Annotated in this window: 29 protein-coding genes and 1 pseudogene; 13 read left to right on the forward strand and 17 right to left on the reverse strand. The window is 70.8% G+C overall.

The annotated features are described in order from the left end of the window. The first annotated feature begins 81 nt into the window (after positions 1-81). Positions 82-747 (forward strand): TetR-like C-terminal domain-containing protein, encoded by a 666-nt coding sequence (locus ACZ4WV_RS12650; protein WP_465745680.1) that lies wholly within the window; start codon positions 82-84, stop codon positions 745-747. 681 nt (positions 748-1,428) lie between these two features. On the opposite strand, the gene ACZ4WV_RS12655 is transcribed toward ACZ4WV_RS12650, so the two are convergent. The 3 genes from ACZ4WV_RS12655 to ACZ4WV_RS12665 form a co-directional block, all read right to left on the reverse strand. Further along, positions 1,429-2,232, reverse strand: coding sequence for an alpha/beta fold hydrolase (locus ACZ4WV_RS12655; RefSeq protein ID WP_465745682.1), 804 nt, complete (start codon positions 2,230-2,232; stop codon positions 1,429-1,431). Positions 2,233-2,314: 82 nt separating this feature from the next. After that, on the reverse strand, positions 2,315-2,548 hold the full coding sequence (locus tag ACZ4WV_RS12660) for a hypothetical protein (RefSeq protein ID WP_465745684.1): 234 nt from the start codon (positions 2,546-2,548) through the stop codon (positions 2,315-2,317). A 62-nt stretch (positions 2,549-2,610) separates the two neighbouring features. Next, complete coding sequence (locus ACZ4WV_RS12665) at positions 2,611-3,450, reverse strand: helix-turn-helix domain-containing protein (protein ID WP_465745686.1); 840 nt, start codon at positions 3,448-3,450, stop codon at positions 2,611-2,613. Positions 3,451-3,819: 369 nt separating this feature from the next. On the opposite strand from ACZ4WV_RS12665, the gene ACZ4WV_RS12670 reads away from it, so the two are divergent. Further along, positions 3,820-4,302, forward strand: a complete 483-nt coding sequence (locus ACZ4WV_RS12670) for a hypothetical protein (RefSeq protein ID WP_465745688.1) — start codon at positions 3,820-3,822, stop codon at positions 4,300-4,302. A 21-nt stretch (positions 4,303-4,323) separates the two neighbouring features. Here ACZ4WV_RS12670 and ACZ4WV_RS12675 read toward each other — a convergent pair whose 3' ends face one another. After that, positions 4,324-4,464, reverse strand: a complete 141-nt coding sequence (locus tag ACZ4WV_RS12675; RefSeq protein WP_465745690.1) for a hypothetical protein — start codon at positions 4,462-4,464, stop codon at positions 4,324-4,326. Between the two features lie 294 nt (positions 4,465-4,758). Between ACZ4WV_RS12675 and ACZ4WV_RS12680 the strand changes: the two genes are divergently transcribed. From ACZ4WV_RS12680 to ACZ4WV_RS12695, 4 genes are all read left to right on the forward strand, one after another. Further along, positions 4,759-4,932, forward strand: a complete 174-nt coding sequence (locus ACZ4WV_RS12680; protein ID WP_465745692.1) for a CsbD family protein — start codon at positions 4,759-4,761, stop codon at positions 4,930-4,932. A 157-nt stretch (positions 4,933-5,089) separates the two neighbouring features. Further along, the gene (locus ACZ4WV_RS12685; protein WP_465745694.1) at positions 5,090-5,269 is read left to right on the forward strand and encodes a hypothetical protein; all 180 of its coding nucleotides are present in this window, start codon (positions 5,090-5,092) and stop codon (positions 5,267-5,269) included. 124 nt (positions 5,270-5,393) lie between these two features. Beyond that, positions 5,394-5,576, forward strand: coding sequence for a hypothetical protein (locus ACZ4WV_RS12690; protein WP_465745696.1), 183 nt, complete (start codon positions 5,394-5,396; stop codon positions 5,574-5,576). 183 nt (positions 5,577-5,759) lie between these two features. Continuing rightward, the gene (locus ACZ4WV_RS12695; protein WP_465745698.1) at positions 5,760-5,999 is read left to right on the forward strand and encodes a DUF6098 family protein; all 240 of its coding nucleotides are present in this window, start codon (positions 5,760-5,762) and stop codon (positions 5,997-5,999) included. Between the two features lie 149 nt (positions 6,000-6,148). Here ACZ4WV_RS12695 and ACZ4WV_RS12700 read toward each other — a convergent pair whose 3' ends face one another. Together ACZ4WV_RS12700 and ACZ4WV_RS12705 are read right to left on the reverse strand one after the other, a co-directional pair. After that, positions 6,149-7,204, reverse strand: a complete 1,056-nt coding sequence (locus ACZ4WV_RS12700) for a threonine/serine dehydratase (RefSeq protein ID WP_465745700.1) — start codon at positions 7,202-7,204, stop codon at positions 6,149-6,151. A gap of 24 nt (positions 7,205-7,228) precedes the next feature. Beyond that, a complete protein-coding gene (locus ACZ4WV_RS12705) occupies positions 7,229-8,032 on the reverse strand; it encodes an L-gamma-glutamyl-L-propargylglycine hydroxylase BesE (protein ID WP_465745702.1) in 804 nt (267 codons plus the stop codon). Between the two features lie 128 nt (positions 8,033-8,160). Between ACZ4WV_RS12705 and ACZ4WV_RS12710 the strand changes: the two genes are divergently transcribed. Together ACZ4WV_RS12710 and ACZ4WV_RS12715 are read left to right on the forward strand one after the other, a co-directional pair. Then, positions 8,161-8,772: a TetR/AcrR family transcriptional regulator C-terminal domain-containing protein gene (locus ACZ4WV_RS12710; protein WP_465745704.1), complete on the forward strand. Its 612-nt coding sequence runs from the start codon at positions 8,161-8,163 to the stop codon at positions 8,770-8,772. 5 nt (positions 8,773-8,777) lie between these two features. Further along, positions 8,778-9,176: a hypothetical protein gene (locus tag ACZ4WV_RS12715; RefSeq protein WP_465745706.1), complete on the forward strand. Its 399-nt coding sequence runs from the start codon at positions 8,778-8,780 to the stop codon at positions 9,174-9,176. A 432-nt stretch (positions 9,177-9,608) separates the two neighbouring features. Here ACZ4WV_RS12715 and ACZ4WV_RS12720 read toward each other — a convergent pair whose 3' ends face one another. From ACZ4WV_RS12720 to ACZ4WV_RS12730, 3 genes are all read right to left on the reverse strand, one after another. Further along, positions 9,609-10,061, reverse strand: a complete 453-nt coding sequence (locus ACZ4WV_RS12720) for a hypothetical protein (protein WP_465745708.1) — start codon at positions 10,059-10,061, stop codon at positions 9,609-9,611. Positions 10,062-10,251: 190 nt separating this feature from the next. Further along, positions 10,252-11,913, reverse strand: coding sequence for an alpha/beta hydrolase (locus tag ACZ4WV_RS12725; protein WP_465745710.1), 1,662 nt, complete (start codon positions 11,911-11,913; stop codon positions 10,252-10,254). After that, the gene (locus tag ACZ4WV_RS12730; protein ID WP_465745712.1) at positions 11,910-12,239 is read right to left on the reverse strand and encodes a hypothetical protein; all 330 of its coding nucleotides are present in this window, start codon (positions 12,237-12,239) and stop codon (positions 11,910-11,912) included. Before ACZ4WV_RS12730 ends, ACZ4WV_RS12725 begins: the two co-directional genes overlap by 4 nt. Before the next feature lie 807 nt (positions 12,240-13,046). On the opposite strand from ACZ4WV_RS12730, the gene ACZ4WV_RS12735 reads away from it, so the two are divergent. Beyond that, positions 13,047-13,334: a hypothetical protein gene (locus ACZ4WV_RS12735; protein WP_465745714.1), complete on the forward strand. Its 288-nt coding sequence runs from the start codon at positions 13,047-13,049 to the stop codon at positions 13,332-13,334. A gap of 344 nt (positions 13,335-13,678) precedes the next feature. Here the strand turns inward: ACZ4WV_RS12735 and ACZ4WV_RS12740 are convergent, their stop codons facing one another. Then, positions 13,679-14,371 carry a DUF402 domain-containing protein gene (locus ACZ4WV_RS12740; protein ID WP_465745716.1) on the reverse strand — a complete coding sequence of 231 codons (693 nt, stop codon included), beginning with the start codon at positions 14,369-14,371 and terminating at the stop codon, positions 13,679-13,681. Between the two features lie 782 nt (positions 14,372-15,153). Beyond that, positions 15,154-16,005 carry an alpha/beta fold hydrolase gene (locus tag ACZ4WV_RS12745; protein WP_465745718.1) on the reverse strand — a complete coding sequence of 284 codons (852 nt, stop codon included), beginning with the start codon at positions 16,003-16,005 and terminating at the stop codon, positions 15,154-15,156. A gap of 103 nt (positions 16,006-16,108) precedes the next feature. On the opposite strand from ACZ4WV_RS12745, the gene ACZ4WV_RS12750 reads away from it, so the two are divergent. Continuing rightward, complete coding sequence (locus ACZ4WV_RS12750; protein ID WP_465745720.1) at positions 16,109-16,528, forward strand: winged helix-turn-helix transcriptional regulator; 420 nt, start codon at positions 16,109-16,111, stop codon at positions 16,526-16,528. A 166-nt stretch (positions 16,529-16,694) separates the two neighbouring features. Here ACZ4WV_RS12750 and ACZ4WV_RS12755 read toward each other — a convergent pair. The 3 genes and pseudogenes from ACZ4WV_RS12755 to ACZ4WV_RS12765 all read right to left on the reverse strand — a co-directional run. Then, a pseudogene (locus ACZ4WV_RS12755) lies at positions 16,695-16,898 on the reverse strand (hypothetical protein); the annotation flags it as partial. A 149-nt stretch (positions 16,899-17,047) separates the two neighbouring features. Next, positions 17,048-17,482, reverse strand: a complete 435-nt coding sequence (locus ACZ4WV_RS12760) for a nucleoside deaminase (protein WP_465745722.1) — start codon at positions 17,480-17,482, stop codon at positions 17,048-17,050. Next, positions 17,479-18,297, reverse strand: a complete 819-nt coding sequence (locus ACZ4WV_RS12765) for a TIGR03619 family F420-dependent LLM class oxidoreductase (RefSeq protein ID WP_465745724.1) — start codon at positions 18,295-18,297, stop codon at positions 17,479-17,481. The genes ACZ4WV_RS12760 and ACZ4WV_RS12765 overlap by 4 nt, the downstream gene beginning before the upstream one ends. 93 nt (positions 18,298-18,390) lie before the next feature. Between ACZ4WV_RS12765 and ACZ4WV_RS12770 the strand changes: the two genes are divergently transcribed. After that, a complete protein-coding gene (locus tag ACZ4WV_RS12770) occupies positions 18,391-18,837 on the forward strand; it encodes an Lrp/AsnC family transcriptional regulator (protein ID WP_465745725.1) in 447 nt (148 codons plus the stop codon). Between the two features lie 350 nt (positions 18,838-19,187). Here the strand turns inward: ACZ4WV_RS12770 and ACZ4WV_RS12775 are convergent, their stop codons facing one another. The 3 genes from ACZ4WV_RS12775 to ACZ4WV_RS12785 form a co-directional block, all read right to left on the reverse strand. After that, the gene (locus tag ACZ4WV_RS12775; RefSeq protein WP_465745727.1) at positions 19,188-19,598 is read right to left on the reverse strand and encodes an SRPBCC family protein; all 411 of its coding nucleotides are present in this window, start codon (positions 19,596-19,598) and stop codon (positions 19,188-19,190) included. A 17-nt stretch (positions 19,599-19,615) separates the two neighbouring features. Then, positions 19,616-19,972 carry a VOC family protein gene (locus ACZ4WV_RS12780; RefSeq protein WP_465745729.1) on the reverse strand — a complete coding sequence of 119 codons (357 nt, stop codon included), beginning with the start codon at positions 19,970-19,972 and terminating at the stop codon, positions 19,616-19,618. 610 nt (positions 19,973-20,582) lie between these two features. Further along, positions 20,583-21,674: an alcohol dehydrogenase catalytic domain-containing protein gene (locus tag ACZ4WV_RS12785; RefSeq protein WP_465745731.1), complete on the reverse strand. Its 1,092-nt coding sequence runs from the start codon at positions 21,672-21,674 to the stop codon at positions 20,583-20,585. 104 nt (positions 21,675-21,778) lie between these two features. Between ACZ4WV_RS12785 and ACZ4WV_RS12790 the strand changes: the two genes are divergently transcribed. After that, a complete protein-coding gene (locus ACZ4WV_RS12790; protein ID WP_465745733.1) occupies positions 21,779-22,672 on the forward strand; it encodes a LysR family transcriptional regulator in 894 nt (297 codons plus the stop codon). 811 nt (positions 22,673-23,483) lie between these two features. After that, positions 23,484-23,636, forward strand: coding sequence for a hypothetical protein (locus tag ACZ4WV_RS12795; RefSeq protein WP_465745735.1), 153 nt, complete (start codon positions 23,484-23,486; stop codon positions 23,634-23,636). Positions 23,637-23,993: the final 357 nt, after the last annotated feature.

Below are 23,993 nucleotides of genomic sequence, written 5' to 3' on the forward strand. Positions count from 1 at the left end.
GTCCGCCGCGCTGGACCGGGGCGGCTGCGCGACGCCGAAAGGTAAAGTGATCTTCCGTCGCCGACAGGGGAGGATCCGGGAATGGGCGGTGAGGAGGCCCCGCGCCGCCGACGCAACCCCCGCGGACAGGGGCAGGTGCTCAGGGCCGAGCTCGTCGCGGCCGCGGCCCACCTGCTGGCCACCCTCGACCAGCCGGAGAGGCTGACCCTGCGGCAGGTCGCCCGCGAGGTCGGGGTCGCGCCCGCCAGCATCTACAGCCACTTCCCCGACCTCGGCTCGTTGGTCCAGCACGTGCTGCGCCTGCGCTACGCCGAACTCGCCCGTCTGATGGACGAGGCCGCGGCACCGGCCGCCGACCCCCTCGACGACCTGGCCGGCCGCTGCGCCGCCTACGTGCGCTGGGGGGTCGAGCACCCCGGCGAGTACCGCACGCTCTTCGGTGGCCGGATGCCCGCCGACCTCACCCTCCTCCAGGACCACGGCGCCGGCGACGCCGGCGAGGCCCTGCTGGGCTCCATCATCGCCTCCCTCGCCGCCGTCCGGCAGCACGGCGGCGAGCAGTCCGCCCCTGCCCGGCAGTGGCAGGACGGGCTGCTGCTCTGGACGGCGCTGCACGGCCTGGTCGTGCTCTACAACGACCACGGCGAGCTGCCCTGGCCGCCGCTCGACGCGCTGATCGCCGACGTGCTCGGCCTCCACGCCGGCCGTCCCGCCGAGGAGGTCGCGGCCCGCCTCGCGGCGCAGTGAGCTCCGCCCCCCGCCCTCCAAGGCTGAACGCGGCGAGCCCGTCGCCCGCCTCTCGCTGCCGACCGACCGTCAGGAACTGCCGCAACTCTTTAGGGACTCGAACGCAGGCACAACGCCAGGCGCCGGCCACCGCGTGGTGGACAGCGCCTGGCTTGTCAGAACTGGCTGCGGCGCGCCCCTGGGACGGACGGGCGAGGCCTCGGTACCGCCCAGTGCGAAGGCTGCGGCGCGGGTGCGCTCCAGCCGGCTCATGACCTGACGCAGCGTGGCGGGGTCGAGGTGGCGGGTGAGGTCGCGGACGGCCTGGCGGTCGTCGTCGGTGAGCGCGGGAAGGCCGCCACAGGGCGTCAGACACAGAACCGCGGGACGCGGTGTCCCGGCCGCCTCGCGCCCGAAGCAAGGCGCAACGGGGCCGGGCCTCGGGTGCTGCCGGGGGTGGTCGGCGGACCCTGGTGGCGGGCCGAGAACTCCCTGGTCACGTGGGGCAGGTCTGATTCTTCGGGGCGATGTCCGGGCTGTTCGTGCGGGCGGACGGCAGCTCGGTGAGCGGCGTCACTGACGTGACGTACGTAGGCGGATACGTAGGCGGATCCGAATCAACCCTGGGCAGGGAAGCGGCGTCCGGGGGCGCCCTCGCGCCATAGTCGGTACAGGACGCGAGAGACGCTGGTGGTGGAAGGCCTACGCGTACCGGTGTGCGGGCAACGACCGCTGCGGGAGGCGGCGGACGAAGTCCAGGAGCAGGGCGCAGAACACCGCGGGCTGTTCCAGCGGTGCGAGATGTCCGGCGTCGGGGATGACGGTGGTCGGACCCGCATCGAGGTCGCGGACCAGAACCTCGCCGCCCTCGTGGAAGTCGGGCATGTCGTACTCGCCGACGCCGACCAGAGCGGGCACGTTCCTGAGCGTACGCAGCGCCGCCGGGCCCGCGCCGAGGGGATCCGCCGCTTGCGGCGGTTCGCCGTGGGTGAGCTGTTCGGTCAGCTGGCGGTGGAGCATGCGGGTGGCGTGGGTGCGTACCTTTTCGGCGGCCCCGGCCCAGGTCCATGCCTGGACGCCGGCCTTCACCGCGGCGTCCAGGTCGCCGGCGGCCAGCGCCGTCCGTTCGGCCTGCCAGGCGGCGTCCAGACGTGGGGAGGCGGGCTGGTCGTGGGACCGGTATCCGACCAGTACCAGGCCCTCCACCCGCTCGGGTGCCGTGATGGCGGCCTGGAGTGCCACCAGGGCGCCCAGTGAGTTCCCGGCAAGCACGAAGCGGTCGGCCCCGAGGTGGTCGAGCGTGTCGAGCACGTCAGACCAGGGGGCCACCTCGCGGCGGTCGGGCACGGTCGCGTCGCCGTGGCCGGGCAGGTCCAGGGCGATGGCCCGCAGGCCCGCCTCGGCGAGCAGCGGGAGGTGGGCGTCCCACATGGTGCGGTCGGTGGGGCGGGCGTGCAGCAGGACGACGGGGCGTCCCCGACCTGCCTCGGTGGAGGGAAGCAGCATGGCTTGAAGTTCCTTCTTCGGTGAGTGGGTGGGGCCGGCCGGCCGGTGGAGAGGGAAGCGGCCGGTCCCGCGGGGGTGCGGGTCATGCGGCGTCGGTGAGTTCGCCGTGTTCGGTGCCGGTCAGGCGCAGCGTCGCCGCGGCCTGGTTCTCCTGCAGGTGCGGGACCTTGGAGGTGCCGGGGATGGGCGGCACGAGCTCGGAGCGGGCGAGCAGCCAGGCCGGCGCGTCCTGGAGCAGCCGGGCGCCGTGGGCGGTCGTGATCCGGTCGGCCGGCCCGCCGGGCGGGCGAGCTCGGCCGCAGCCACCGGCGCCCACGGGATGAAGCCGATGCCGTGACGGATGTGGTGGTCCAGGACGTCGGCGGGAGCTGCGGTCGGTCAGGTCTCCTGAACTGTGGGGGCCGATCCCTGCTCGGCCAGTCGGCGGAGCAGGGCCAGGGCGTCGGCACTGGCGCTGCCGGGTTCCGCGCTGTAGACGGACAGGTGCTGGCCCGGGGCGCTGGTGACGGCCAGTGCCTCGAAGTGCAGCTGCACCTCGCCCACGCGGGAGTGCCGGAAGTGTTTGTCCTCCTGCATGCGGGGGCGGACCTCGTAACGTGCCCACAGGCCGGTGAAAGCGGGGCTGCGCACGCTGAGCTCGCCGACGATCCGCTCGATCCGCTCGTCCTCGGGGAACTGCGAGGACGACGCCCGCAGATTGCCCACCGCGGTGTGCGCCGCCTTGTCCCAGTCGACGTAGAACTCCCGCGCGAACGGGTCGAGGAAGATCATTCGCAGCAGGTTGTCGTACCGGGCGAACCCGCCGTACAGCTCGCGCGCCATCGCGTTGGCGGCCAGCACGTCCTGCGCCGTGCCGATCACGAAGGCCGGCACGTCGCGCAGGCCGTGCATCAGACGCACCAACTCCGGGGCGACGGTAGGTACCGCGGCCGCCGCGGCGAAGACGGGCAGGCCGAGCCGGAACAGGTGACCCGCCGCGGCGCCGTCCAACCGCAGTGCCGCAGCGATCGCCCGGAGCACCTGCTCGGACGGGTTGCGCTCACGACCCTGCTCCAGACGGATGTAGTAATCCGTGCTTACCCCGGCCAGCAGCGCCACCTCGTCCCGCCGCAGTCCCGGCACCCGCCGGTCCCCGCCGTCGAGCAGCCCGACGTCCCGCGGCGTGGTGATCGCACGGCGAGCACGCAGGTACTTACCGAGCCCGTTGTCGCTTTCCATGGCCGCCACGCTAGACCCGCCTCACGGGTCGGGGCGTGGGTGTGGTGCACCCACCCGGGACTGCGGCTGTACGTCCTACCTCAAGCAACCATCATGTGGACGCACTTGTGAGCCCGAGGTGAAAGCAATGATCTGGCTGAACGGAGATCCGGTATGTGGCTGCGCAGGTGAGAGGCGGTTCTGGCTCAGCTTGTGTGATGCTCCTCGGCAGCCAGGGCGGCGGCGAGTCGCGCAGTCGCGTCTCCGGCGAGCCGGTGCCGCGACTGTCCGGCCGGCCAAGTGGAGATACCGTCTTCCGCGCCGCGCTCTAGGATCAACTTCGTGTGCCGAACACCGGTACGACACGTGAATACAGCAGGGGGGACCACGATGAAGCGGACGAAGACACGCACGCTCACCGCAGCGGCCGGGGTGCTCGGGGTGACGCTGGCGTTCGCCGGGACGGCATCGGCGCAGCCCGCCGACCCGGCACCGGTCTCGGCCTCGGCCTCGGCCTCGGAGGAGCCTTTCGGTCAGCCGGGGACGGGCCGGATCCTGCCGCCGGCCCCGGACGAGGACACCATGTTCTCGATCCCCGACTGGATCGGGAACGGCAGCGCGGTGACGGCCTCGGTGATCGAGACGCTGCCGATCGCCGTCACCGTCGGCTGTCAGGGCGGCGGTTCGGTGCAGGTGCACGTCGGCGGTCTGGCTCCGGCCGACTTCACGGTGCAGTGCCCGGTGGACTCCGTCGGCGTCGGCTCGGTGGACATCCCCGCCCGTCCCGGCCGGGACTTCCAGTTCACCGTGCACACCTCGGACCCGTCGATCCACTGGGGCATCAACGCCCTCCAGATCCGCCCGGCCCACTGACCCGGATCCCGGGCCCCGGGCTCAGCCCCGGACGCTCCGAAGGCCGGTGACCCCCGCACCCAACGCGCCCATCGGGGTGCGCAGTTCGCGATTGGCGGTGACCACCACGCAGGCCCGCGCCGGATCCTCGGCGCGGGCCTCGCGGACCCGGCGTGCGGGCACCCCGCCGCACCCGCGGCGCCCTGACGGCCGGCGGCTCCCTGCTGCTGATCGCGGAGCGCCGTACCGATCTCCGCCCCGCTCGGAGGCAAGCCCGTTGCGACGTCGACCCCACGCCCCACCGCGGCCTCGTCATCCTGACCTACATCCAGGGCCGGAAAGCACAGCACCGAGCGGTCCTGAGCTCCCCGCCCTCGAACGGAGTGCCGCCAACCAACCAAATCCGGCGCATGGCCCGGAAACCGAGCGGGCAGACGGGTGCACGACAGGGCGCTGCGATACGGAGGGAGAACTGCGATGAGTGCTTCGGACAAGGCATCGAACCTCGGTGACAAGGTCAAGGGCAAGGTCAAGGAGACCGCGGGCAAGGCGGTCGGCGACGAGCGCCTTGAGGCCGAGGGCAAGGGCGACCAGGTCAAGAGCGACGTGAAGCAGGCCGGCGAGAAGGTCAAGGACGCGTTCAAGGACTGACCGCCCCTTCGGCGAAGGGCTGGGCTGGACACCTCGGGAGAGGGGTGCCCGGCCCTTCGTCATGCCCGGAGACATCTCCGCGCCACGCGTCCTTCACGAATCCGAGCTACTACACAAGTCGAAGTTCGCCACCGAGAGTCCCCGCGCGATCAAGCGCATGATCAAGACCGCCATCAAGAAGGCCCCTGCCCAGCCGAACACCGATGGCACGCCCCGACGCATCCATATCTACGATTTCCGCACCAAGACCGTCGGTCACCACAGCAGTGGAGCGAGGAAGACACGCATCAAGGTCGTCGTACGCCACGGCAGGGTCGTCACCGCATACCCGTATTGACAGCAACCCGCAGGTCACCATGGGACTGGATGTCTTCTGGCATTCGGAACGCCCCGATCCGACCCGATGGGAATCACTGCAGAAGACCGTCCTCGAGTCCCTTCATGACGGGGACGACGTCCTGATGGACGCCGTCACGGAGCTCCCCACCGAGGAGTTCCCCGTCCTGCGCAGCATCGACCCCTACGGGGACACCGTGCTGGACTCCCGGCAGTGCACCCCCGCGCGCGGAGGTGCACGAAATCCCGGCCTGGAGGGAGAACTCACAGTTGGTGAGGCTGGAAGCACTGCTGCGCGACTGCAGTGAGGCACCGGGCACCTACGTGTACGTCGCCGACGACTGAGACGACCGAACACCACGGCGACCGGGCGTCTTCGGACGCCCCGCCGTTCGCTTTCGACAGTTGAGCCCTCGCCACCTTCGAACGCGCTGGTCGGAGCGGCTGGCGTGACGCTTGGTCGGGGTGCTGACGGGCGTCTCCCGGTGGTCGTGGTCGGCTGCAGGCGGAGGTCGGCGGCCAGAAAGCGCAGCGCGGGGCGATCATGGCGGCGCGTCCACCCCCGGATCCTCACGGGCACCGAGACCGGCCGCGGACCGGACTACGAACCGCTGCTCACCGACGCCCACCCGCTCGCCCGCCTCAGCCCCGACGTCATCGCCCAGGCCGAGCACGAGATCACGCACCAGCCCGGCGCCCGGGGGCCGCTGCGCCGTACCGGCCGGCCGTGACACCATCGCCAGCGAGTTCCGCGCACCCGATCCGGTATACGGCCAGCGGCCCGCATTGCGGCTCGTCCACGCGGAAGAGCCGCAGTAGGCGGTATGGCGAAGGGGGGCAGCCGGGCGGTGGGCCCTGCTGCCCCCTTCGGGCTGTCCGGTCAGTGTCCGGCGGGGCGGCCCACCAGGTCGACGGGGTCGGTGTTGGCCCCGCACAGCACCACGGCGATCTTCTCGCCGTGGCCGGGTCGGTAGCTGCGGCTCGCCGTGGCGGGTCGGGTGGGCAGATCTCGGTCGGGGACGTGCGGGTCCGGGGAGGTGAGCGCGGCCAGGGCGGTGGCCGCGCCGTGCTCGACGGCGACCCTGCGGTGGTCCCACAGCGCCTGGCGGGCGCGGACGATCTCGCTGTCCGGCACCAGCACGGTGTGCACGCCGTCCTGCTGGGCGGCGTGAAGGGCCATCCGCGAGGTGCGGCGGGCACCGAGGGAGTCGGCGGCGATCGAGTCCACTGTGACGTCGACCAGGCGGCCGGCCTCGATCGCGGCGTTGAGCGCGCGGCAGTTCTCCGGCTCGACGGCGACGGTGCGGATGCCGTGGTGCTGGGCGGCGGTGGCCACCCCGGCGAACAGACCGCCGCCACCGACCGCGACCACCACGGTGTCCAGGCCGGGGATCTGCTGGTGGATCTCCTCCAGCAGGGTGCCGGCCCCGGCGGCGATCAACGGGTGGTCGTAGGCGTGCGAGGCGAGCGCGCCGGTCGCGGCGGCGAACTCCTCGCAGGCCGCGAGCGCCTCGGCGTACTCCGCGCCGACCAGGCGGACGTCGGCGCCGTAACCGCGGAGCTTGGCGACCTTCACCGGCGGAGCGGTGGTGGGCAGGAACACGGTGGCGGTGACGCCCTGCTGCTGGGCGGCCCAGGCGCACGCCAGTCCGGCGTTGCCGCCCGACGCGATCGTCACCCCGGCGTCGGGCAGGGTGTTCGCGTCGCGGTGGGCCTGGATGAAGTTCTGCGCGCCGCGAGCCTTGAACGAGCCGGTGTGCTGCATGAACTCCAGGGCCAGCCACACCTCGCAGGGCTCATCGGGGCGGTCGTCCAGGGGGTCGCGGTGGGCGGTGCGGATCGCGCCCGGGTCGACCGGGGCCAGGGTGACGGGGCGCACGCGCCCCGAGATCCGGTCGGTGGCTGCCTTGATGTCGCCGTACGTGAGCTGGTGCACGTCGTTGCTCCTGCGATGAGATGGTCACGACCAGGCGATGAGCTGGCCGGTGGTGGTCAGGCCGAGGAAGAACGCGAAGGCGATCCGGCGCCCGGTGGGGTTCGGCTCGACCGCGTGGAAGTTCGCGGGGTTGAACAGCAGCCCGTCGCCGAGCTCGGGCGTCAGGCTCACACGCTGGCAGTGCTCGACGGCCTCGGGCCGGTAGCCGTACGTCTGCCGGTGCTGTTCGTCGACGGGCTCCCAGCGGTGACGCCACACGGTGGTCGCCCCGCCCGTGGCCGGCACCGACACCCAGACGTTGAAGGCGAGCTGGGCGAGCACCTCCTGGTCGAACAGGCCGGTGGGGAACTCGCGGTTCAGGTCGTCGTAGTGGACCAGCGCCCCGGCGTTGATCTCGCGCAGGGTGCCGCCGAACACCGGACGGCCGGCAATGGTGGCCGGGGTGACGGCGGCGCCCCAGGCGGAGCCGAGACGGGCGAGCGAGACGGCGATCGGGTCCGGGCGCATCCCGGCGCGCTGCCAGGCCGCCCGGGCGGCCTCGGCGTCGCGCCAGTACCGGCCGGGGTCCAGCCGGCCGTCCTGGCCGCGGTAGTCGTTGAGGGCCGGGCCGAACCGGACGATCGGGGTGGGCCCCCGGGCCGGGTCGTAGTCAGCGGTGGGAAGCCGGTCGGTGGCGGCCAGCGCGGCGGCGCACGACGCGGGATCGAGGAAGGCGGGGACGCGGACGGCCGCGAGGGTGCCCGCCGCGAGGTTGGCCAGGTGCCGGTCGGTGAAGGAGTCAGCGTCCACCGCCGTGAACAGCGGGTCGGGTGCCGTGGTGCGGGGCATGTCGCCTCCGTAAGGATGCACGAGCCTACCGTGACGGTACGGTGTACCGTACGCTGACTCGCATGCCGAGGCAATCCGCTTCCCTGGACCGAGCGACTCCCGAACGGATCGCTGACCAAGCCCTGCTGATGGTGGATCAGAAAGGACCGAGCGCGCTCAGCTTCCGCACGCTGGCCGCCGCGCTGGACATCTCCGTCGCCTCCCTCCAGCGCCGCTGCACCGACCTGGCCGGACTGCTGGACCTGGTGACCGACCACCTCGCCGCCCGCCTGCCCGACATCGAGCCGGGCACCGACTGGGCGCGCGCCACCGAGGCGCGCTTCACCGCGCTGTACGAGCTCCTGACGGCCCATCCCGGCCTGGTCACCCTGCGCGGTGACCGGCCCTGGCTCGGCCCGCAACTGCTCAAGCGCCTGGTGGAACCGCAGCTCGCCGACTCCCTCACCGCCGGCATGACCCCCGAGCAGGCGATCGTCACCTACCGGCGGCTGTACCTGCTCACCCTGGGCAGCGCGAGCTTCGTCAACCACCGCGACCCCACGGCCGCGCAGGCCGCCACCCGGCGCGCACTGGCCGCCCTCGACCCGCAGGAGTTCCCGGTGCTGACCGGGCAGCTCGGCACGGTCCTTCCCGCCGTGGTCGACCACGAGGTCTACTTCGGCGCGCTCCGCCAGCTCATCCAGGCGGCCGACCCAGCCCGGGCCACCGTCGTGCCCGCACCCGCGGGCGAGGGGAAGTAGACCGCGTGGACAGCACCCTCGCCGCCTACCGCGGCCAATCCGCCTGGGCGGAGCTGATCCACGGCCGGCCCGCGGTCGTCTACCCGCGGCAGCTCGCCGCCCGCCCGGCGCGCGGCAGCGACGGCTGGTCCGGCCAGCGCCAGCCCGAGGGCTGGACCGAGCCGCACCCGCTCTGGTCGGCCGTCCTGGACGGCCGCCAGCTCACCGTCACCGGCCCGGGCGGCCAGTGGTACACCGGCCAGCTGGCCGTCACCCGCGACTGGCGCCGCTCCGCCCGCAACACCGGCGCCATCCTGCAGATCACCGGCGCGTTCACCAACCCCCTGGAATTCCCGACCGCGGCAGCCGCCGGGCTTCTGCAGCTGTGCGTCGTGAAGCTCACCTTCACCGGCGACACCTGGTAGGACCGCACTCCACCCGCGCCGCCCACGGCTTCTCATCATCGCGGCGGATCCGCCGCAGCCCTTCGACGGGATCCATCTCGTGCAACCGGCGGCGCGGTACCGGGGCCATAGGCAGACAGGGTGCCGACGATTCGCCGCGAACCGTTCGCTACAGCAGTCCGACCAGAAACCGCACCGCCAGCACGCATCCGAGCAACAGGGAGCCGCCCACAAGCCACAGTCCCACGCGCAACGCGAGGCCGACCAGGCGATCACCGACGGTCCGAGGATCACGGCTCCTCCCGGAAGGGTTCCGGAGCGGGAAGCGGGCCCGTGAGGCCAGACGCATGTGCTCCTCGGAGCAGTACGTGCGGTGAAGCACCTGGGTGCTCCGGCGGTCGATCTCCGCCGCAGAAGTCACAAAGCTCCAGATCATGTCAGAACGAGGCGGTGTCAGTGAGGAGTCTCTGTTGTGGTGGGGGGCATCAGGCAGGGGGTGTTGACGCTGAAGGCCAGGAGCCCTCCCTTCGTGGTCTGGACGGTGACCAGGTATCGGCTCGATGCCTGGGATGCGTCGAGGACTGTGTCCACCTTGCCGTTGGCGCTCTCCCGGTAGCCGTCGATTTTGAAGCCCTGCTGTTCGAGCATCGTGCGGACCTTACGGACGGCCTCGGGGTGCTGTCCGAGCGGGGCAGAGCTGTAGACCGCGTACGACAGCTTGTACCGGCCGTCCTCCCGGACCTCATCGTGTTTGCCGACGCAGTCGCTGAAGATCGGTTCGACGCTGCCGGTGTCGAGGGTGACTCCAGCCGTCTGCGCCATGTACTCGGTCATGTGCTTGGCCCAGTCCTGGGCGTCCTGGCGGGCCTTGACGGGGAGAGGATCGTTGGGACCGGGCGTGGACATGCATCCTCCGAGGATCAGTGGCAGGCAGAGCGCTATCGCGGCAACGCCCAGACGTCGGGCTCCGACCCGGCGTGCGCCGAGTCGTGAAAGAGGGAACGGCACAGTGAATTTCCTTGCGGCCGGGGCAGGGTGAGCAACCGGAAACAGCCGGGCCGGACCTGGTCGGCCCTGGTCGGCCCAGCTCCAGCGGTCAGGGGGGAGGCGGCGGACTGTCGTGCTCCTTGGGAACCGTAGTCGGCGGCACCCCGACAATAATGCGACCCTGGTTGGCAAGGCTCTCGCCGCCGTCCCAGTACCCGCTGTGCCCGGATGTGTCAACCAGGAAGTTGTTCCCGCCGAACCGGTCGATCATCGGATCGTCGCCGAGAGTGAGTCCTGCGGCCAGTTCGATCGGGTCGTCCTTCGCCCTGCCGGTCCAGAAGTGGCTCGGGTCGATGTGGAGCTGGTCAGCGCGCTGGACGGTCATTCCGGGACTCGCGATGGCGACGATGTCATCGGCGCCCAATCCGTTCCCACCCGCGGCGGCCGCGCCGACGAGCGTCGTCCCATAGCTGTGGCTGAAGACCGAGAGGTGATTGGGGTGGTCGCCCTGGGCAGCCCGTGCGCCCTGGGTGAAATGCCGCAAGGCCTCGGCGCCGTCCTCGGCCCGGGCCGTCCAGCCGACGGAGAGGTTCGGCGCTTGCATGCTTGGAATTTCGGGGGCGTCGTATCCAAGCCAATAGACCACCGACACCTTCTCGTTCGTCCCCTTCGCCGCCCTCTTCGCGGCCTCCTGCATGTCGCTGACGCGTGTGAGGTTCCCGTTCGTGCTGTCGATCGTCGTTCCCGTCCCCGGCACCAGGACGGCGGTGTGATCGGCGGTGTCGGGGTTCCCCATGGCGATGATCGTCTTACCGTCGCCGTCGTAGGCCTTGGCATCGAACCCGAGCAGGAACAACTGCTTGTCCTCGGCTGCGCTGTCGTGCTGGTCGAGCTGCGCCTTGAACTTCTCCAGCTTTGCCTGGAGGGCGTTGTACTCGTCATACGTCATGCCGCTTCCGGGCGGGTTGCCAGCCTTCAGCGCGTCCAGTTGCTGGTCGAGGACCAGCCGGTTCGCCTCGTCCCGAACGGTTGCGGGCAGGCCGTCCAGCCCTCCGACCTTGTCCGGGTAGAGCGCGATGTAGCTGCTCTGCTGCTCAGGGGTCAGCGACTTCCACCAGTCGGCGGACTTCTGCGGGTCCTTGTTGTCAGGGACGTACGGATCGAGGCCGAGGTCCTTCGCCACGTCCTTCACATCGGTGGCGGTCTCGGCGGTGGAGCCGTACACCCGCGGCCGAGTCAGGATGTCGGCATCGAGGCGGCCGAGGGCACGCTCCCCCTGGTCGTTCGCCTCCTTCGCATCGGCCAACGCTTTGTTGATCCAGTCCTGGGCGTCCCCCTTCAAGGTGGCCAGCGCCTTGCGTTCGGGGTCGGATCTGGCATCGGGGTCGTTCTGCTCGCCCTTGCTCAGCGGCGGCAGATCCACTGTCCCGTCGGAGCTGACGGTCAGGCCCCACTCCTCGGCGCGGTGCACGGCGTTCTTCAGGTTGGTCTGTGCCTGGTAGATCCGGTCGGCGACGGTGTCCAGGGTGAGTGCGACAGCGGCGGACTCAACCCGCACGATCTCCAGGATCTGCTCGTTCCGGCCCAAGGTGGCGAACGCCAGTTTGGCGTCGTCCCCCTCCCAGTTCGAGTGTCGCAGCGGTCCGTTGACCTGGTTGCGATGCCTGGTGTCAGCGGACTGGGCCCCATTAGACAACGCGCGCCACGCCTTGGCAGCATCATGCAGCCCGGTCGGGTCGAAGCTGAACAGCAATTCAAAGGCATTGCTCACTGGCCCGGCTTCTCCCATGCCTCGCCGATCTTCTGCTTCTGCCAGATCTCAACGTTGGCATGCTCGTTGTTCGTGTAGGCCTGCGCCGTGGCGGTGAGATTGTCGGCCGTCTTCTTGAGACGGTCGCCGACACTCGATAGCACGGGCGCCCAGCCACCCGCCACCTGGCCGAGCCGCACAGCCACCGACCAACCCGTCAGCTGACTGACAGCCGCCTGACTGGCAGTTACCACTGCCTGACAAGGCTTCGCGAAGTCCTCACCGATGGCCCGCGCCACACCCCCGGACTTGGATATCTCTCCCGGGTCAACCTTGAGATCGCCCACTGCTTTCCCCTCCCCGACAACCTTCGGTCAGCAGGAAGCCTATTTCGGTGATCGACCGATCTCTATCCGCACAGATACTCATCCGAAATAAGTCGATTAGCCTTGTTTTAGCGAAACACGTCTTTTACGCCACTTCTGCGACTGCGTCGTCCTCGCTCTGTTCCGGTGTGTGCCGTCCTCAGGCACCCGTCGCGATCGGCCTACGCGCTCGCCAAGTTCGACATTGGCCGAGCCACCGCGTACCGGTTGCTCGAGCTGACCGCCGTCCCGGCCGGCGCCGCCCGGATCGAGGATCTGGTCCAGCGCGGCCCGTCCGCGCCGATCTGGCACCCGCTCAGCAACCGGGTGGGCGGGCGTGCGGGTGGACGCAGCTGTAGGACGGAGGGAGAGAGGAGCGGCACCCGTACCAGCTCTCGCAACGGCGTAGCAGCGCCCCGGGCAGCTTGGGCGGAGCTTGGTCCCTGCCCGCTGCCGCCCGGCTCAGTGCGGTGGCTGGAAGCGCTGTACGTACATGGCAGTCGCCGTACTGACGGTCCGCCAGGTCATGTCCGTACCGACACCGCCGCGGCCCACCTCGCTGGGTGCCCGTCTCTACAGCCCCGCAGGCCGCTTCCTCCAGGTCGGCCATCAAGAAGGCCACTCCCCCGAACACCAATGGCACGCCCGGACACATCCATATCTACGATTTCCGCACCAAGACCGTCGGACACCACAGCAGTGGAGCGAGGAAGACACGCATCAAGGTCGTCGTACGCCACGGCAGGGTCGTCACCGCATACCCGTATTGACAGCAACCCGGAGGTCACCATGGGACTGGATGTCTTCTGGCATTCGGAACGCCCCGATCCGACCCGATGGGAATCACTGCAGAAGACCGTCCTCGAGTCCCTTCATGACGGGGACGACGTCCTGATGGACGCCGTCACGGAGCTCCCCACCGAGGAGTTCCCCGTCCTGCGCAGCATCGACCCCTACGGGGACACCGTGCTGGACTCCCGGCAGTGCACCTCCGCGCGCGGAGGTGCACGAAATCCCGGCCTGGAGGCAGAACTCACAGTTGGTGAGGCTGGAAGCACTGGTGCGCGACTGCAGTGAGGCACCGGGCACCTACGTGTACGTCGCCGGCGACTGAGGCAACCGAACGCCACGGCGGCGGGGCGTCCTCGGACGCCCCGCCGTTCGCTTTCGACAGTGAGCCCTCGCCATCTTCGAACGCGCTGGTCGGAGGGGCTGGCGTGACACTTGGCGCACCGATGCGTTTCGCCCGGTTCCTCCGAGTCGCGACCCGGGCGCCGCCTACCATCCGGGTCACCAGCCAACCACCGCCACCGGGCTGGATCGCCAACCACCCGCGTCGCTGCCCTGCGCACCGTCGCCGCACGCTGCGCCAACGACACCCTGACCCTCACCCGCCTGCCCGGTCCTCGTGCCGCTGCCCGTCACGGCCGGTACGCCGTCGCCGACGTGGCCGCTTCGTCGACACAGGGCGGCAGCGTCGGCAGCGGCCAGGCCGGGTCCGGTGCCCAGGTCGGCCAGCCGGCGGCGAACGGCCCAGTGCGGTCGTCCAGCATGCCGATCGCCCGGCCGCGGGCCCGCTCGACCTGGTGGTGTGCGTAGTCGTCTACCACGCCGAGGCGGCGCAGCTGGGAGTACTCCTCAGTGTCCTTCCAGTGGTGCCCCGTCAGGTCGGGGCTGATCACCAGGTCAAGGGCGAGGTCCATGGTGTCGATGCCGAGGCCAGGGCGGCGCTGGTAGGGCTGCTCGAAGTTCACGTACCAGCGCAGCGGCTCGTGGGTGGTGGCGTCTTGGAAGCAGTGCACGGAGAACCATTCGCCGGCCAGGAAGTGGGAGAGCAGCTCCGTGCCTTCCCAGCGGTGGCGGCCGAGGGTCCAGGTGCCGGCCGCCAGGTCGGCGAGGCCCTGCTTGCGGGTGGTGTCGTCGCCGGTGCGCGTCGAGGCGATCCAGGTCGTCGGGGCCAGGCTCTCGATCCCCGGCCAGTAGGCCAGGGTCAGCACGTGGCCGGTGTCGTCGACCACGCGCTGGGGCATCGCGGTCCACACCCGGCCGGCGTGGACGTCGCGGCGCACCACGGTGGTGCCGGGCTGGAACAGGCTGCTGTCGGTGTCGGTCACGGCCGAGAGTGTTCCCGGCCCCGGGGGTCGGGAAGTCCGCTCGGAGGCGTGCCGGCGGGTCAGGGCTGGGGGAAGCCGTCGCGGCCGGCCGCCCAGCGGTTCGGCGGCTGCGCAGCTGGGAGGGCATGTGCCCGAGGAGGACGCGGGCCTGCTCCTGCCAGCCGCACAGTACGTCGAGCCTATCCGCGCCGGGCGGCCAGGCGGACCGGGACGGCCCGGTCACCGGCCGCCGTGGACGGCTGCCCCCGGGTCGTGCAGACGGGCTCGTGCCAGGTCGTCCGCACGACCATTCCGCCCGGGGTCAGATGCTCGCTGGACCAGGTCCGGCAGCACCCGCCCCCGCCCTCGGCCGGCCGGGTAGGAGCCGGTGGCGCGGCACGGACCACGGCAGCGGGGCCGGTGGAAGCGTCCGGACGGGAGTAACGGCGGCGGCGCCGGGTGGGAGTCGTCATGCCGAAGGATCTCCCCACCACACCCGGCGCCGAACCTGGCGGTGCGGCCCACGGAGAGGGCGCCGACGACTGGGTCCTGATGGCCACCTGGAGGTGCGGTGAGGACGTCACGGAACTGGACGCCCGGCGTGGCCCATTGGTTGATCCGCCGCCAGGACGTGGCGGTCCGGCGCTTTGACCGGGTCCGCCGCTACGTCGAAACGGCCTGACAGCGCGGGCGGGGACGGCCGGCTCCCGGCACTCACCGGCCGCCCCCGCCCACCTCCACTCCGAACCGTGTCGTCACGGTGACGACTGAGCGTCGCATCGAAAGTCCGGCCCCGGCCCCGGTCACGCTACTTCCGCGTCCTCGCCGGCCAGGAATGGATGCAGCAGCGTGAGCAGGGCGCGCGGGCGGTGCAGCGGGATGATGTGGCCGCAGTCTTCGATGACGTGTCCGGTGAGATCGTCGGTGATCGGGCGGAGCTGGCGTTCCAGCGCAGCACCGACGGGCCGGGCGCCCAACGCCATCGTCGGCACCGTCAGGCGGGCAGTGGCGACCGCCTGCTCGATCTGTACCGCGCTCTCAGGCAGCGCCCGGTAGTACGAGAACGCGCGGCTCAACGCGTGGCGGCCGGTGTATGCGCGGACGAAGGCGTCCCGGAGGGCGGGGCGCACCCCGTCGCCGAGCGTGCCGGCGCGCAGGAACCAGTCGACGTAGGCGGCCTCGTGGCCCTCTAGCACGGTCTCGGCGAGGCCTGGCGCTGCGGAGTGGAAGCCGAACCACCACGGCGGCCCGTCGGCGAGGAATTCCTCGGCGCCAGGCAGCCTGCCCAGAAGGGACTCCATGACGACCAGGCGCCGGACGAGACCGGGGCGACGCAGGGCGAGGAGGAACGCCGGCGCGACGCCCGCGTCGATGCCTACCACCGCGGCCGAGGACACGCCGAGCGCGGTGAGAAGCGCCGCGGCGTCCTCGGCCAGGGTGCCCGCGTCGTACCCGGAGGCGGCCCGGCTGCTCGCGCCGAACCCGCGTAGGTCCGGCGCGATGACGCGGTAGCGGCAGGACAGGTCGGCCATGACGTCCGTCCACAGTTCCCAGGTGTGCGGGAAACCGTGCAGCAGCAGTACGGCCGGGCCCGATCCGCCGAGAGCGACGTTCAGTTCGACACCGTTGACGGGGACGCGCCGCAACTCGGGCATGGAGAGGCTCCAGTTATGTGGTGAGGAATGGTGACCAGGTCACGCTAGGGAACTATGCTGGGCCGTCCAAGACGGCACTTCCCCTTCAGGCGGTGAGCCCCGAGTGACCACATCGAGGCCCGGCGGAGCCAGTCAGCGGCCCGGTGAGCGGGGTGATCTGCTGGATCCGCGCTGCCCGACCCGCCAGTTGCTCGACCGTATCGGCACCAAGTGGACGTCGATGACGGTCAAGGTGCTGGCCGAGGCTGCGGACGAACTCCGTTTCGCGGAACTGCGGCGCCGTATCCCGGGCATCTCACAGAAGATGCTCTCCGTCACCCTGCAGAGCCTGGCCCGCGACGGTCTGGTCGCGCGCCGAGTGGAACCCACTGTGCCGCCCGCCGTTCACTACCGGCTCACCGCGCTCGGCCTGTCCCTCGAAGAAGCGCTCTCCGCCCTGCGGGTCTGGGCCGAGACACACATGCCGGAGATCGACCGCAGCAACCAGCTCGCCGACGAGTCAGCCCCCGACTGTGTCCCTTGATCCGCGACCGCAGCAGGTTCGGCGGACTTGTTCGGAACTTGAGTTCTCGTCAGACGAAGAAGGCGTTCATGCTGGGGACGTCGGAAACGCTCAGCCGAACACCACCCCACCACAGCCGCCCCCCCGTAGAACTGGGCTCTGTCGGCTGCTGACCGGGATCCGCCGGGTCCTTGCCAGTATGGGCGCCGGCGTCGTCGTCACCCGGTGCCAGGACCTCGCCGACGCGTGGGCGAGCGATGACCCACGCGCTCCAGTCCCGCTCGGCCACGGCCGGCTCGGCCTGGATTCGGTCGGCCTCCTCCCGCAACTCGTCCATGCGACGGCGAGCGGTCAGCTCCCGCTGTTCCAGCAGCCCCACGACCGACGGCATCCCCAACCTCCACGGGAGCGACAACTCGACACGTCACCGCTCCCGGGCCGCCGAACCTATTCCTGACCAGCGGCAACGCAGCCCGCGATGCCGGAAGGACAACAGCCGCTCAGGTTTTGATGGCGAGGGCCGTTGGTCGGCACTCTCAGTCATGGCCGGTAGTAGGCGTCGATGGGGGCTCGTGCCTCGCCAAACAGGGCCGGGCCGTCCTGCGTTACCGTCGGCCAGGCGCCCGACTGCGGGTTGAGTTCGATGAGTTGCTCGGTGGAGAGCGCATAGACGACCCGGCCGAGCCCGGAGCGTACGATGCCGCCCGCGCACATTCCGCAGGGCTGGCAGCTGGTGTACAGGGTGGTTCGTGCGGCCGTGTCACTGTCGAGTTCACGGGCCGCCCAGCGGGCGAGCTTCAGTTCCGGGTGGGCGCTGATGTCGTTGTCGCGGCGCACCGTGTTGTGGGCTTCGGCGAGAACCGTGCCGTCCGGACCGGCCAGCAGGGAGCCGTACGGCGCGTCACCCAGGGTGGTGGCGCGGGCCGCGATGGCGATCGCGCGCCGCAGCAGAGCTTCGTCGGCGGTGGTGATCACGATGGGTTCCTCCAGTGTGCGGCCACGGCGGCGAGGGCCTGCCAGGCCACCTGGGGCCTGCGGGTCTCTTCCGGGTTCCCGTGGTACGGGTCGAGCAGGACGGTTTTGGCGCCGAGCCGGCGGAGCTGCTCGAGATCGTCGATGACCTGCTCGATGCTGCCGGTGCCGGCGAGCCGCTCGGGGTCGTCGATCGGCGCGGTGGTCAGCCGCAGGGCGATGCGGGGCGCGAACGCCGGCAGCGAGTGGATCGTCAGGGCCGAGCGCAGGAAGGGAAGGGTGGCCCGCAGCGGGTGCCAGGCGGCGTCGAACCTGATGGCGCGTCGGATCGCGGCCTCGCTGTTGCCGCCGACCCAGACGGGTATCGGGCTGGTCCGGCCGTCGGCCTGCTCGCGCAAGGTCTTCCGCAGGGTGTCGAGGTACTCGTCGGTCAGCCTGCCGCGCGCGGCGAACGGCACGCCGAGCGCCTCGAACTCCTGACGTGCCCCGCCGACGCCCACCCCGAGCACGAGGCGCCCACCGCTGAGCTGGTCGAGGTTGGTGGCCATCCGCGCCACCAGCAGCGGATGCCGGTAGGGCAGCACGAGCACCGTCGTGCCCAGCCGCACCCTGCTGGTGATGCCGGCCAGCCAGGACAGCGTGGTGAACGGCTCGTAGAACGGCTCCGGGTACCGCACGGCCACGTCCGGGGTGACGGCCACGTGATCCGACACCATGAGGAGGTCGAAGCCGAGCCCCTCCACCATCCGCGCCCACTCGCGCAGCACGCCAGGATCGGTTCCAGGCCCGAAGTTCGGTACGTTGACGCCAAGTTGCATGATCCGAGGCTATATCGGCGATCAAGGAATATGGAACCCATTTCTCCCGGCTACTCTCGCATTCTCCCGACGATTTCCCGGTAGAATCGCGACATGGCAGCGAATTTTGACGACGTCGACTGGGCGATCATCGACGAGTTGCAGCGCGAGGCACGCATCTCCCTCAGCGAGTTGGGGCGACGCGTGGGCCTCAGCCCGTCGGCCACCACGGAACGGGTGCGCCAACTGGAGGCAACGGGCGTCGTTACCGGCTACCACGCCGTGATCGACCTGGCCAAGGTCGGCTACCCCGTGCTCGCCGTCGTCCGCTTGAAGTACCCGGGCAACCACCACCAACCGTTGCGCCGCCTGCTCACCGAGCGACGGGAGATCCTGGAGTGCCTGCGCACCACCGGTGACGACTGCTACACCCTGAAGGTGTCCGCGACCTCCATGGAGCACCTGGAGACACTCATGGACGAACTGGCCGGCTTCGGCAGCACGACCACCAGCGTCGTCTACCGCCAGACGCTGCCCTACCGCGGACCTACCCGACCCTGACCGACAGCCGACCGACCGCCGCTTTCCCCCGCGTCAGCGGTGGAACGCAGTCGAGGTCTGGGTGCACCAGGCCCGACGACATCCGCAAAAGCCCACACCAGCACCCTGGGAACCCCAACCCGCCAAAGCCACACAAATCTGTCGCCTATTCCGAACTGCACCCGTCGAGGATCGCGGCGCCTGGCGGGCATGCAGGCCACGTCCGCGGAGTTCGCGGAGCAGGGCAGCCGGGCGTACCTCCCGCTCGCCGATTGACATGCGCTGAGCGCCGTCCCGAGGGCTTTCCAGTCTCGGGGCGGCGCTCAGCAGTCGTGTCATCGAGTGGACGTCGAGGCCGGTGCCGGCTCGGGCTAGGGCGATGACACGGCCTCCAGCGTGCGACGGATGACCGCCGAACCCTGCTCGACGGACTCGGCGATCGGTGTGGCCAGAGCGTCGGGCAGGACGTCGGTGTGCCACACGAATCTCGTCCGGCCGCCGGCCTCCGGAAGGGCCTGCATGGAGGCGTGGTGGTGGGACGGGTGGAGGCTGCCGCCGATGACCGTGTAGGCGACCCGCATCGCCTCGTGATCGAGGTCGACGAGCCGTTCGAGCACGATCGTGCCATCGGCGAAGGTGACGGTGCGGGTGTCCGAGCTCAGGCGGGTGTCGGTGACGAACCCGGGCGCCAGCCGCTCGTGCACCGCGCCGTAGTCGCTGAGCACCGCCCACACCGCTTCGGGGCGGGCGTCGATGACGAATTCCTTGTGGATCGAGGCCATGGGTGATCGACTCCTGGTCAGGCCGAAGTGATGCAGAACAGGTGACCCTCAGGGTCGGCGAGAACGGTCCACTCGCCTTCGCCGGGCTGGAACTCGGGCTTGGTCGCTCCCGCCGAGAGCAGTTCCTTGGCCGCGACCTCCAGGTCGGCGACCTTGAAGTCGAGGTGGGCATGCTTGGCGGTGTCGGGCCAGCTGGGTCCCCGATATCCGGCGACCCGCTGGAAGGCCAGCTGGACCGGCCCGTCGCCCAGGTGGACAAAGTCGTCGTCGGCCTGCGTGACGTCCCATCCGGTCACCTTCCGGTAGAACTCCGCGAGGGCCCGGGGGTCGGCACTGTCGATGGTGATCGCGGCGAGCTCGGCGTGGACGGCCATGTGATGGCTCCCTTCGTGTCGTCAGGTGAGCCCAAGCATCCGGGGCGGCGGCCATGAAGGTCTTGAAGATCCTTGCGGGCCGCACTGTCATACCCGGCGCGTACTGTCCGGAGCATGCTGTCCGTCACCACCCTCGCCGACCGGCCCGAGTTCACCGTGGCAGTGGTGGATGCCGCTCTGACCACACCCGGTGGTCTCAGCTGGAGACCCGGGAGGACTACCGCCTGGTGCTTGTGCGACGCGGCAGGTTTCGGCGATCGACCGACGGCACCGATGCCGATCTGGACCCGACCATGGCCTACCTGGGCGCGCCCGGTGAGGAAGAGCGCTTCGCGCACCCGGCCGGCGGCGATGTCTGCACGTCGGTCAGCTTCAAGCCCTCCGTCCTCGGACGCCCTCCCACGGCGACGACCGTGTACGTGGACGCGGCGTCGATCTCGCCCACCGGCGCCGCCAACGTCTGCCCTGACCCACGTCGACCGCACCATCACCCACGGCCTGCCCGCCTACGCCCACCCAGGCCCCGATCAAGCGCGAGCAGGCGCCGCGCCGGTCTGCGCCCGTGAGGGTGGTGGGCCGTTGGGCCGACACATGAAGAACAGCCGCCTGGTCAGCCGGCCAGGTGTGGGGCGAGGGCGGTGCGGTCGAACGGGCCGCCGTGTGCAGCGGCGTACGCGATGGCGTCGTTGACGGCATCGAGGCCGAAGGCCCGGACCCGTTCGGGGGCGAGGTCCAGGGTGCCCGAGGCGAGGAGCCGGATGATGCCGGCGTTCGCGGTGCGCGGGTACATCCACTGGCCGCGCACGGTGATCGAGTTGCGCATGATCCACGGGTACGGGAGTGCGAGGTCGTCGCCACCGAGCATGCCGATGCCGCCCATGAGGACGACGCGGCCGTACTCGCGCACGGTCATCGCCGCCGTGCGTGCCGCCGAGCTGGGTGCGCTCGGTGGGAGCAGGTCGATCACCATGTCGATCGGGCCGTCGGCCGCTGCGGACATCGCCGCCCGGTCTGCGGCCTCGTCCCCGGTCAGCGGGACCGGGCGCACCCGCGGGCCGAACCGGTCGGCGAGGAGGTCGAGCACGGCACGGTTGCGGCCCGGGGCGACCACGCGGCCCGCCCCCATGGCGAGCGCGACCGCGACCGCACTGCTGCCGAGGTTCCCGGTGGACCCGCTGACGAGCAGCGTCTCACCGGCTGCGAGCCCGCCGGCGAGCAGCCCGCCGTAAGGGATGACGTGCACGCCGAGCGCGGCCCAGCGGGCCGGGTCCTCCCCCGCCGCTGCGGGCAGCGGGTAGACGTTCTCCGTCGGGACCCGCATGAACTCGGCGAACGATCCGTCGTGCAGGTACCGGGCGAGGCGAGCGCCGCCCTCGCCGCGGGAGCTCCAGCCCTGGAGCGTGATGTCGGGTGTCAGGGCGTCGTCGCGCGAGCGCACCGTGGAGTCGCACCACACCAGGTCGCCGGGGCGCAGCCGGGTGGCGTCCGGGCCCGCGTGGACGACCCGTCCCACGCCGCCGATCCCGGGCACGACGGGAGGGACCAGGGGGTAGTTCCGCTCGCCGCTGAAGACCTCGGCCGCGTACGGGGCCACGTAGGCGGCGAGCACCTCGACCACCACTTCTCCGCCGCCCGCCTCGGGGTCGGGCACCTCCCGCACCGTGAGCGGGGCGCCGAATTGCGTCAATACCGCTGCTCGCATGTGCTGACCTCCCAAAGTCCGTCTGTGTTCGTCGAGATCGACACTAGGAGTCCGGCAGGCATGCGGGAAGCGACGATCTGGCATCTGTGGTATGCGTACGACGCATGGACATCTCCAGTACAGGTCTGCGGGTCCTGCGGCAGATCGCCGAGTCCGGCAGCTTCACCGCCGCAGCCACCCGGCTCGGCTACACACAGTCGGCCATCTCGCGCCAGGCCGCCTCCCTCGAACGAAGCGCGGGCACCGCCCTGTTCGAACGCCGCTCCGACGGGGTACGGCTCACCCCCGCGGGTCTGACCCTGCTGCGTCACGCCCGCACGATCCTTGACTCCGTCGCGGCAGCCGAGCGCGACCTCACCGGCACCGCCCCGCAGACCGAACTGGTGCGGCTCGGGGTGCTCCTGAGCGCGGGCGCGGCGATCCTGCCCGCCGCACTCGCCCGCCTCGCGGCAACCGACCCACACATCACGGTCACGACGATCGAGGGCACGACGCCCACCCTGAGCCGGGCGCTGCGTGCTGGCTCGATCGACCTTGCCCTGCTGACATCCCGTCCGCCCCACCGTCCCTCGGACGGGGAGTCGCCGCGCCTGCACGTCGAGACCATCGCGGACACCGAGTTGGCCGTCGCGGTGCAGTCGACCGGAGAGTTCGCCGGCCGCGCCACCGTGCACATCGACGAGCTGGTCGACGCCCCGTGGATCGCCACCCCGTCATCGAGCTCCGAGCCGCTGCTCGGCGTCTGGCCCGGCCTGCCCGGACGGCCGCGGATCGTCCACTCAGCGCGCGACTGGCTGACCAAGCTTCAGCTGGTCGCCGGCGGCTTCGGCGTGACGACGGTGCCGTCCCAACTCTCGCCCGCGCTGCCGTCCGGGATCAGCCTGCTGCACGTCGAGGGTGCACCCCCCGAAATCCGCCGGGTGCTCGTGGCGCGCCTCCCTGGCCGCCCCGCACCTGCGATCACGGCCGTCACCAGAGCGATCACCTCGACCACCTGATACGTGCTGCCGGGCCGTCGGATCCGGTGCCGTAACTCGTCCGGAACCGACACCAGTGCGGCCACCAACTGACGCTTGGTCGGAACCGGCAACACCAACGGGCTCAACTCCTTCGCGGCACGGTCCCGCTCGCACGTCGGGCACTCCAGCCGGTCCGGACCGGCCTTCTCCCACAACTCCAGCTCCGGGCCCGCCTTCCCGCCGATCGAGCCCCGACACGTCCAGCACGGGCACAGCGCAGCGTTCGCGGTACGGGCGGTCTCCAGCTGTTCTTCGGCCTCCCGTTCCAGGCGCTCCTCGCGGTCGTGGTGGCAGGGCCGGCAGCGGCCGCCGGGGCGGCGGGTCCACTCCTGGCTGCCGTACACCCAGGTGCTGTCCTCCTCGGGAACGTCGCCGCAGTCGATGCAGGCCAGGGAGTTCATCAGCTCCTGGTGGGCCTTGTGCTGCTCGTCCTCGCGGGCGGCCTGGCGCTGGTCGTAGGCGGCCCGGTTGTTCGGGTTGTCGAATGCGTCGATGAGGGAGTGCCGGCCGGGGCGGCCGAAGCGCCACCACACCGGCCCGAGCGGCCCGTGCTCGGCCGGCAGCTCCAGGGTGGTCACGAACGATGGGCACGGCGTCGTCGTACTCGCGCCACCCGTCATCGTCGTTGTCGTGGGTGCGGATGGTCCACCAGCTACCGCCCCAGGCGTCGCGCGCCGAGATCGTCCGCGCGATCCCGTCGTACGTGGGCGGATGGGTTCATCGACGCGGCTCCAGTTGGTGGACCTTGTGTGCGTCGCGCAGCAGGCCGGGCGCCAATCGGCGGTGTATCGTGCCGATCTACAGCGCGCTGGCCGCGGTCTGGCGGCACCGGGAAAGTTCTGTGCCGGGCCAGCCGGACCTGCCGGAGCCGGTCGCCGCGACCACCGTCGCGCGTCCGCCCTCCTTCACCTCCCGCACCGCGGTCGCCACCGCGTCCTTCTGAAACCAGTGCAGCGGCAGCGGATTCGCCACGGCGGCGCCGGACGGCTGCGCCGGGACGGCCGGCGTGCCGGTCCGTACGTCCTGCCCAGCGGTGGCGGTGGTGGTCTACACGGCGGGTGGATCTCCTTGGGATGCTGGGACGGCGAGACGGTGCGCTCGGGGCTGTAGGAGGGTCAGGGCCGGCGGCCTCTCCCCGGGGCCAAGTCATGGACGGGGAGAGGCCGACTGTGACTGAGCGCTTCAGTTGGCGAGTTGAGCGTTGACTGGGGGGCGGGACCGGTCTGGTCGCGTACTTGCTCGTTGGGTGGTCTTCTGGTTCCTTACGAGATCCCTGCCCAGGCGGTCGAGCGGCTCGGGG

The organism is Kitasatospora sp. NPDC029312 (assembly GCF_055569215.1).

Excerpts from the sequence above, each read along its gene's own strand:
- ACZ4WV_RS12690 (WP_465745696.1), top strand. The coding sequence starts at position 5,394 with ATGGACGCCGTCACGGAGCTCCCCACCGAGGAGTTCCCCGTCCTGCGC.
- ACZ4WV_RS12780 (WP_465745729.1), bottom strand. The coding sequence starts at position 19,972 with ATGGCCGTCCACGCCGAGCTCGCCGCGATCACCATCGACAGTGCCGAC.
- ACZ4WV_RS12735 (WP_465745714.1), top strand. The coding sequence starts at position 13,047 with ATGGGACTGGATGTCTTCTGGCATTCGGAACGCCCCGATCCGACCCGA.
- ACZ4WV_RS12720 (WP_465745708.1), bottom strand. The coding sequence starts at position 10,061 with ATGTCCACGCCCGGTCCCAACGATCCTCTCCCCGTCAAGGCCCGCCAG.
- ACZ4WV_RS12775 (WP_465745727.1), bottom strand. The coding sequence starts at position 19,598 with ATGGCCTCGATCCACAAGGAATTCGTCATCGACGCCCGCCCCGAAGCG.
- ACZ4WV_RS12670 (WP_465745688.1), top strand. The coding sequence starts at position 3,820 with ATGAAGCGGACGAAGACACGCACGCTCACCGCAGCGGCCGGGGTGCTC.
- ACZ4WV_RS12650 (WP_465745680.1), top strand. The coding sequence starts at position 82 with ATGGGCGGTGAGGAGGCCCCGCGCCGCCGACGCAACCCCCGCGGACAG.
- ACZ4WV_RS12790 (WP_465745733.1), top strand. The coding sequence starts at position 21,779 with ATGGACATCTCCAGTACAGGTCTGCGGGTCCTGCGGCAGATCGCCGAG.
- ACZ4WV_RS12685 (WP_465745694.1), top strand. The coding sequence starts at position 5,090 with ATGATCAAGACCGCCATCAAGAAGGCCCCTGCCCAGCCGAACACCGAT.
- ACZ4WV_RS12770 (WP_465745725.1), top strand. The coding sequence starts at position 18,391 with ATGGCAGCGAATTTTGACGACGTCGACTGGGCGATCATCGACGAGTTG.
- ACZ4WV_RS12680 (WP_465745692.1), top strand. The coding sequence starts at position 4,759 with ATGAGTGCTTCGGACAAGGCATCGAACCTCGGTGACAAGGTCAAGGGC.
- ACZ4WV_RS12655 (WP_465745682.1), bottom strand. The coding sequence starts at position 2,232 with ATGCTGCTTCCCTCCACCGAGGCAGGTCGGGGACGCCCCGTCGTCCTG.
- ACZ4WV_RS12705 (WP_465745702.1), bottom strand. The coding sequence starts at position 8,032 with ATGCCCCGCACCACGGCACCCGACCCGCTGTTCACGGCGGTGGACGCT.
- ACZ4WV_RS12710 (WP_465745704.1), top strand. The coding sequence starts at position 8,161 with ATGGTGGATCAGAAAGGACCGAGCGCGCTCAGCTTCCGCACGCTGGCC.
- ACZ4WV_RS12785 (WP_465745731.1), bottom strand. The coding sequence starts at position 21,674 with ATGCGAGCAGCGGTATTGACGCAATTCGGCGCCCCGCTCACGGTGCGG.
- ACZ4WV_RS12665 (WP_465745686.1), bottom strand. The coding sequence starts at position 3,450 with ATGGAAAGCGACAACGGGCTCGGTAAGTACCTGCGTGCTCGCCGTGCG.
- ACZ4WV_RS12745 (WP_465745718.1), bottom strand. The coding sequence starts at position 16,005 with ATGCCCGAGTTGCGGCGCGTCCCCGTCAACGGTGTCGAACTGAACGTC.
- ACZ4WV_RS12765 (WP_465745724.1), bottom strand. The coding sequence starts at position 18,297 with ATGCAACTTGGCGTCAACGTACCGAACTTCGGGCCTGGAACCGATCCT.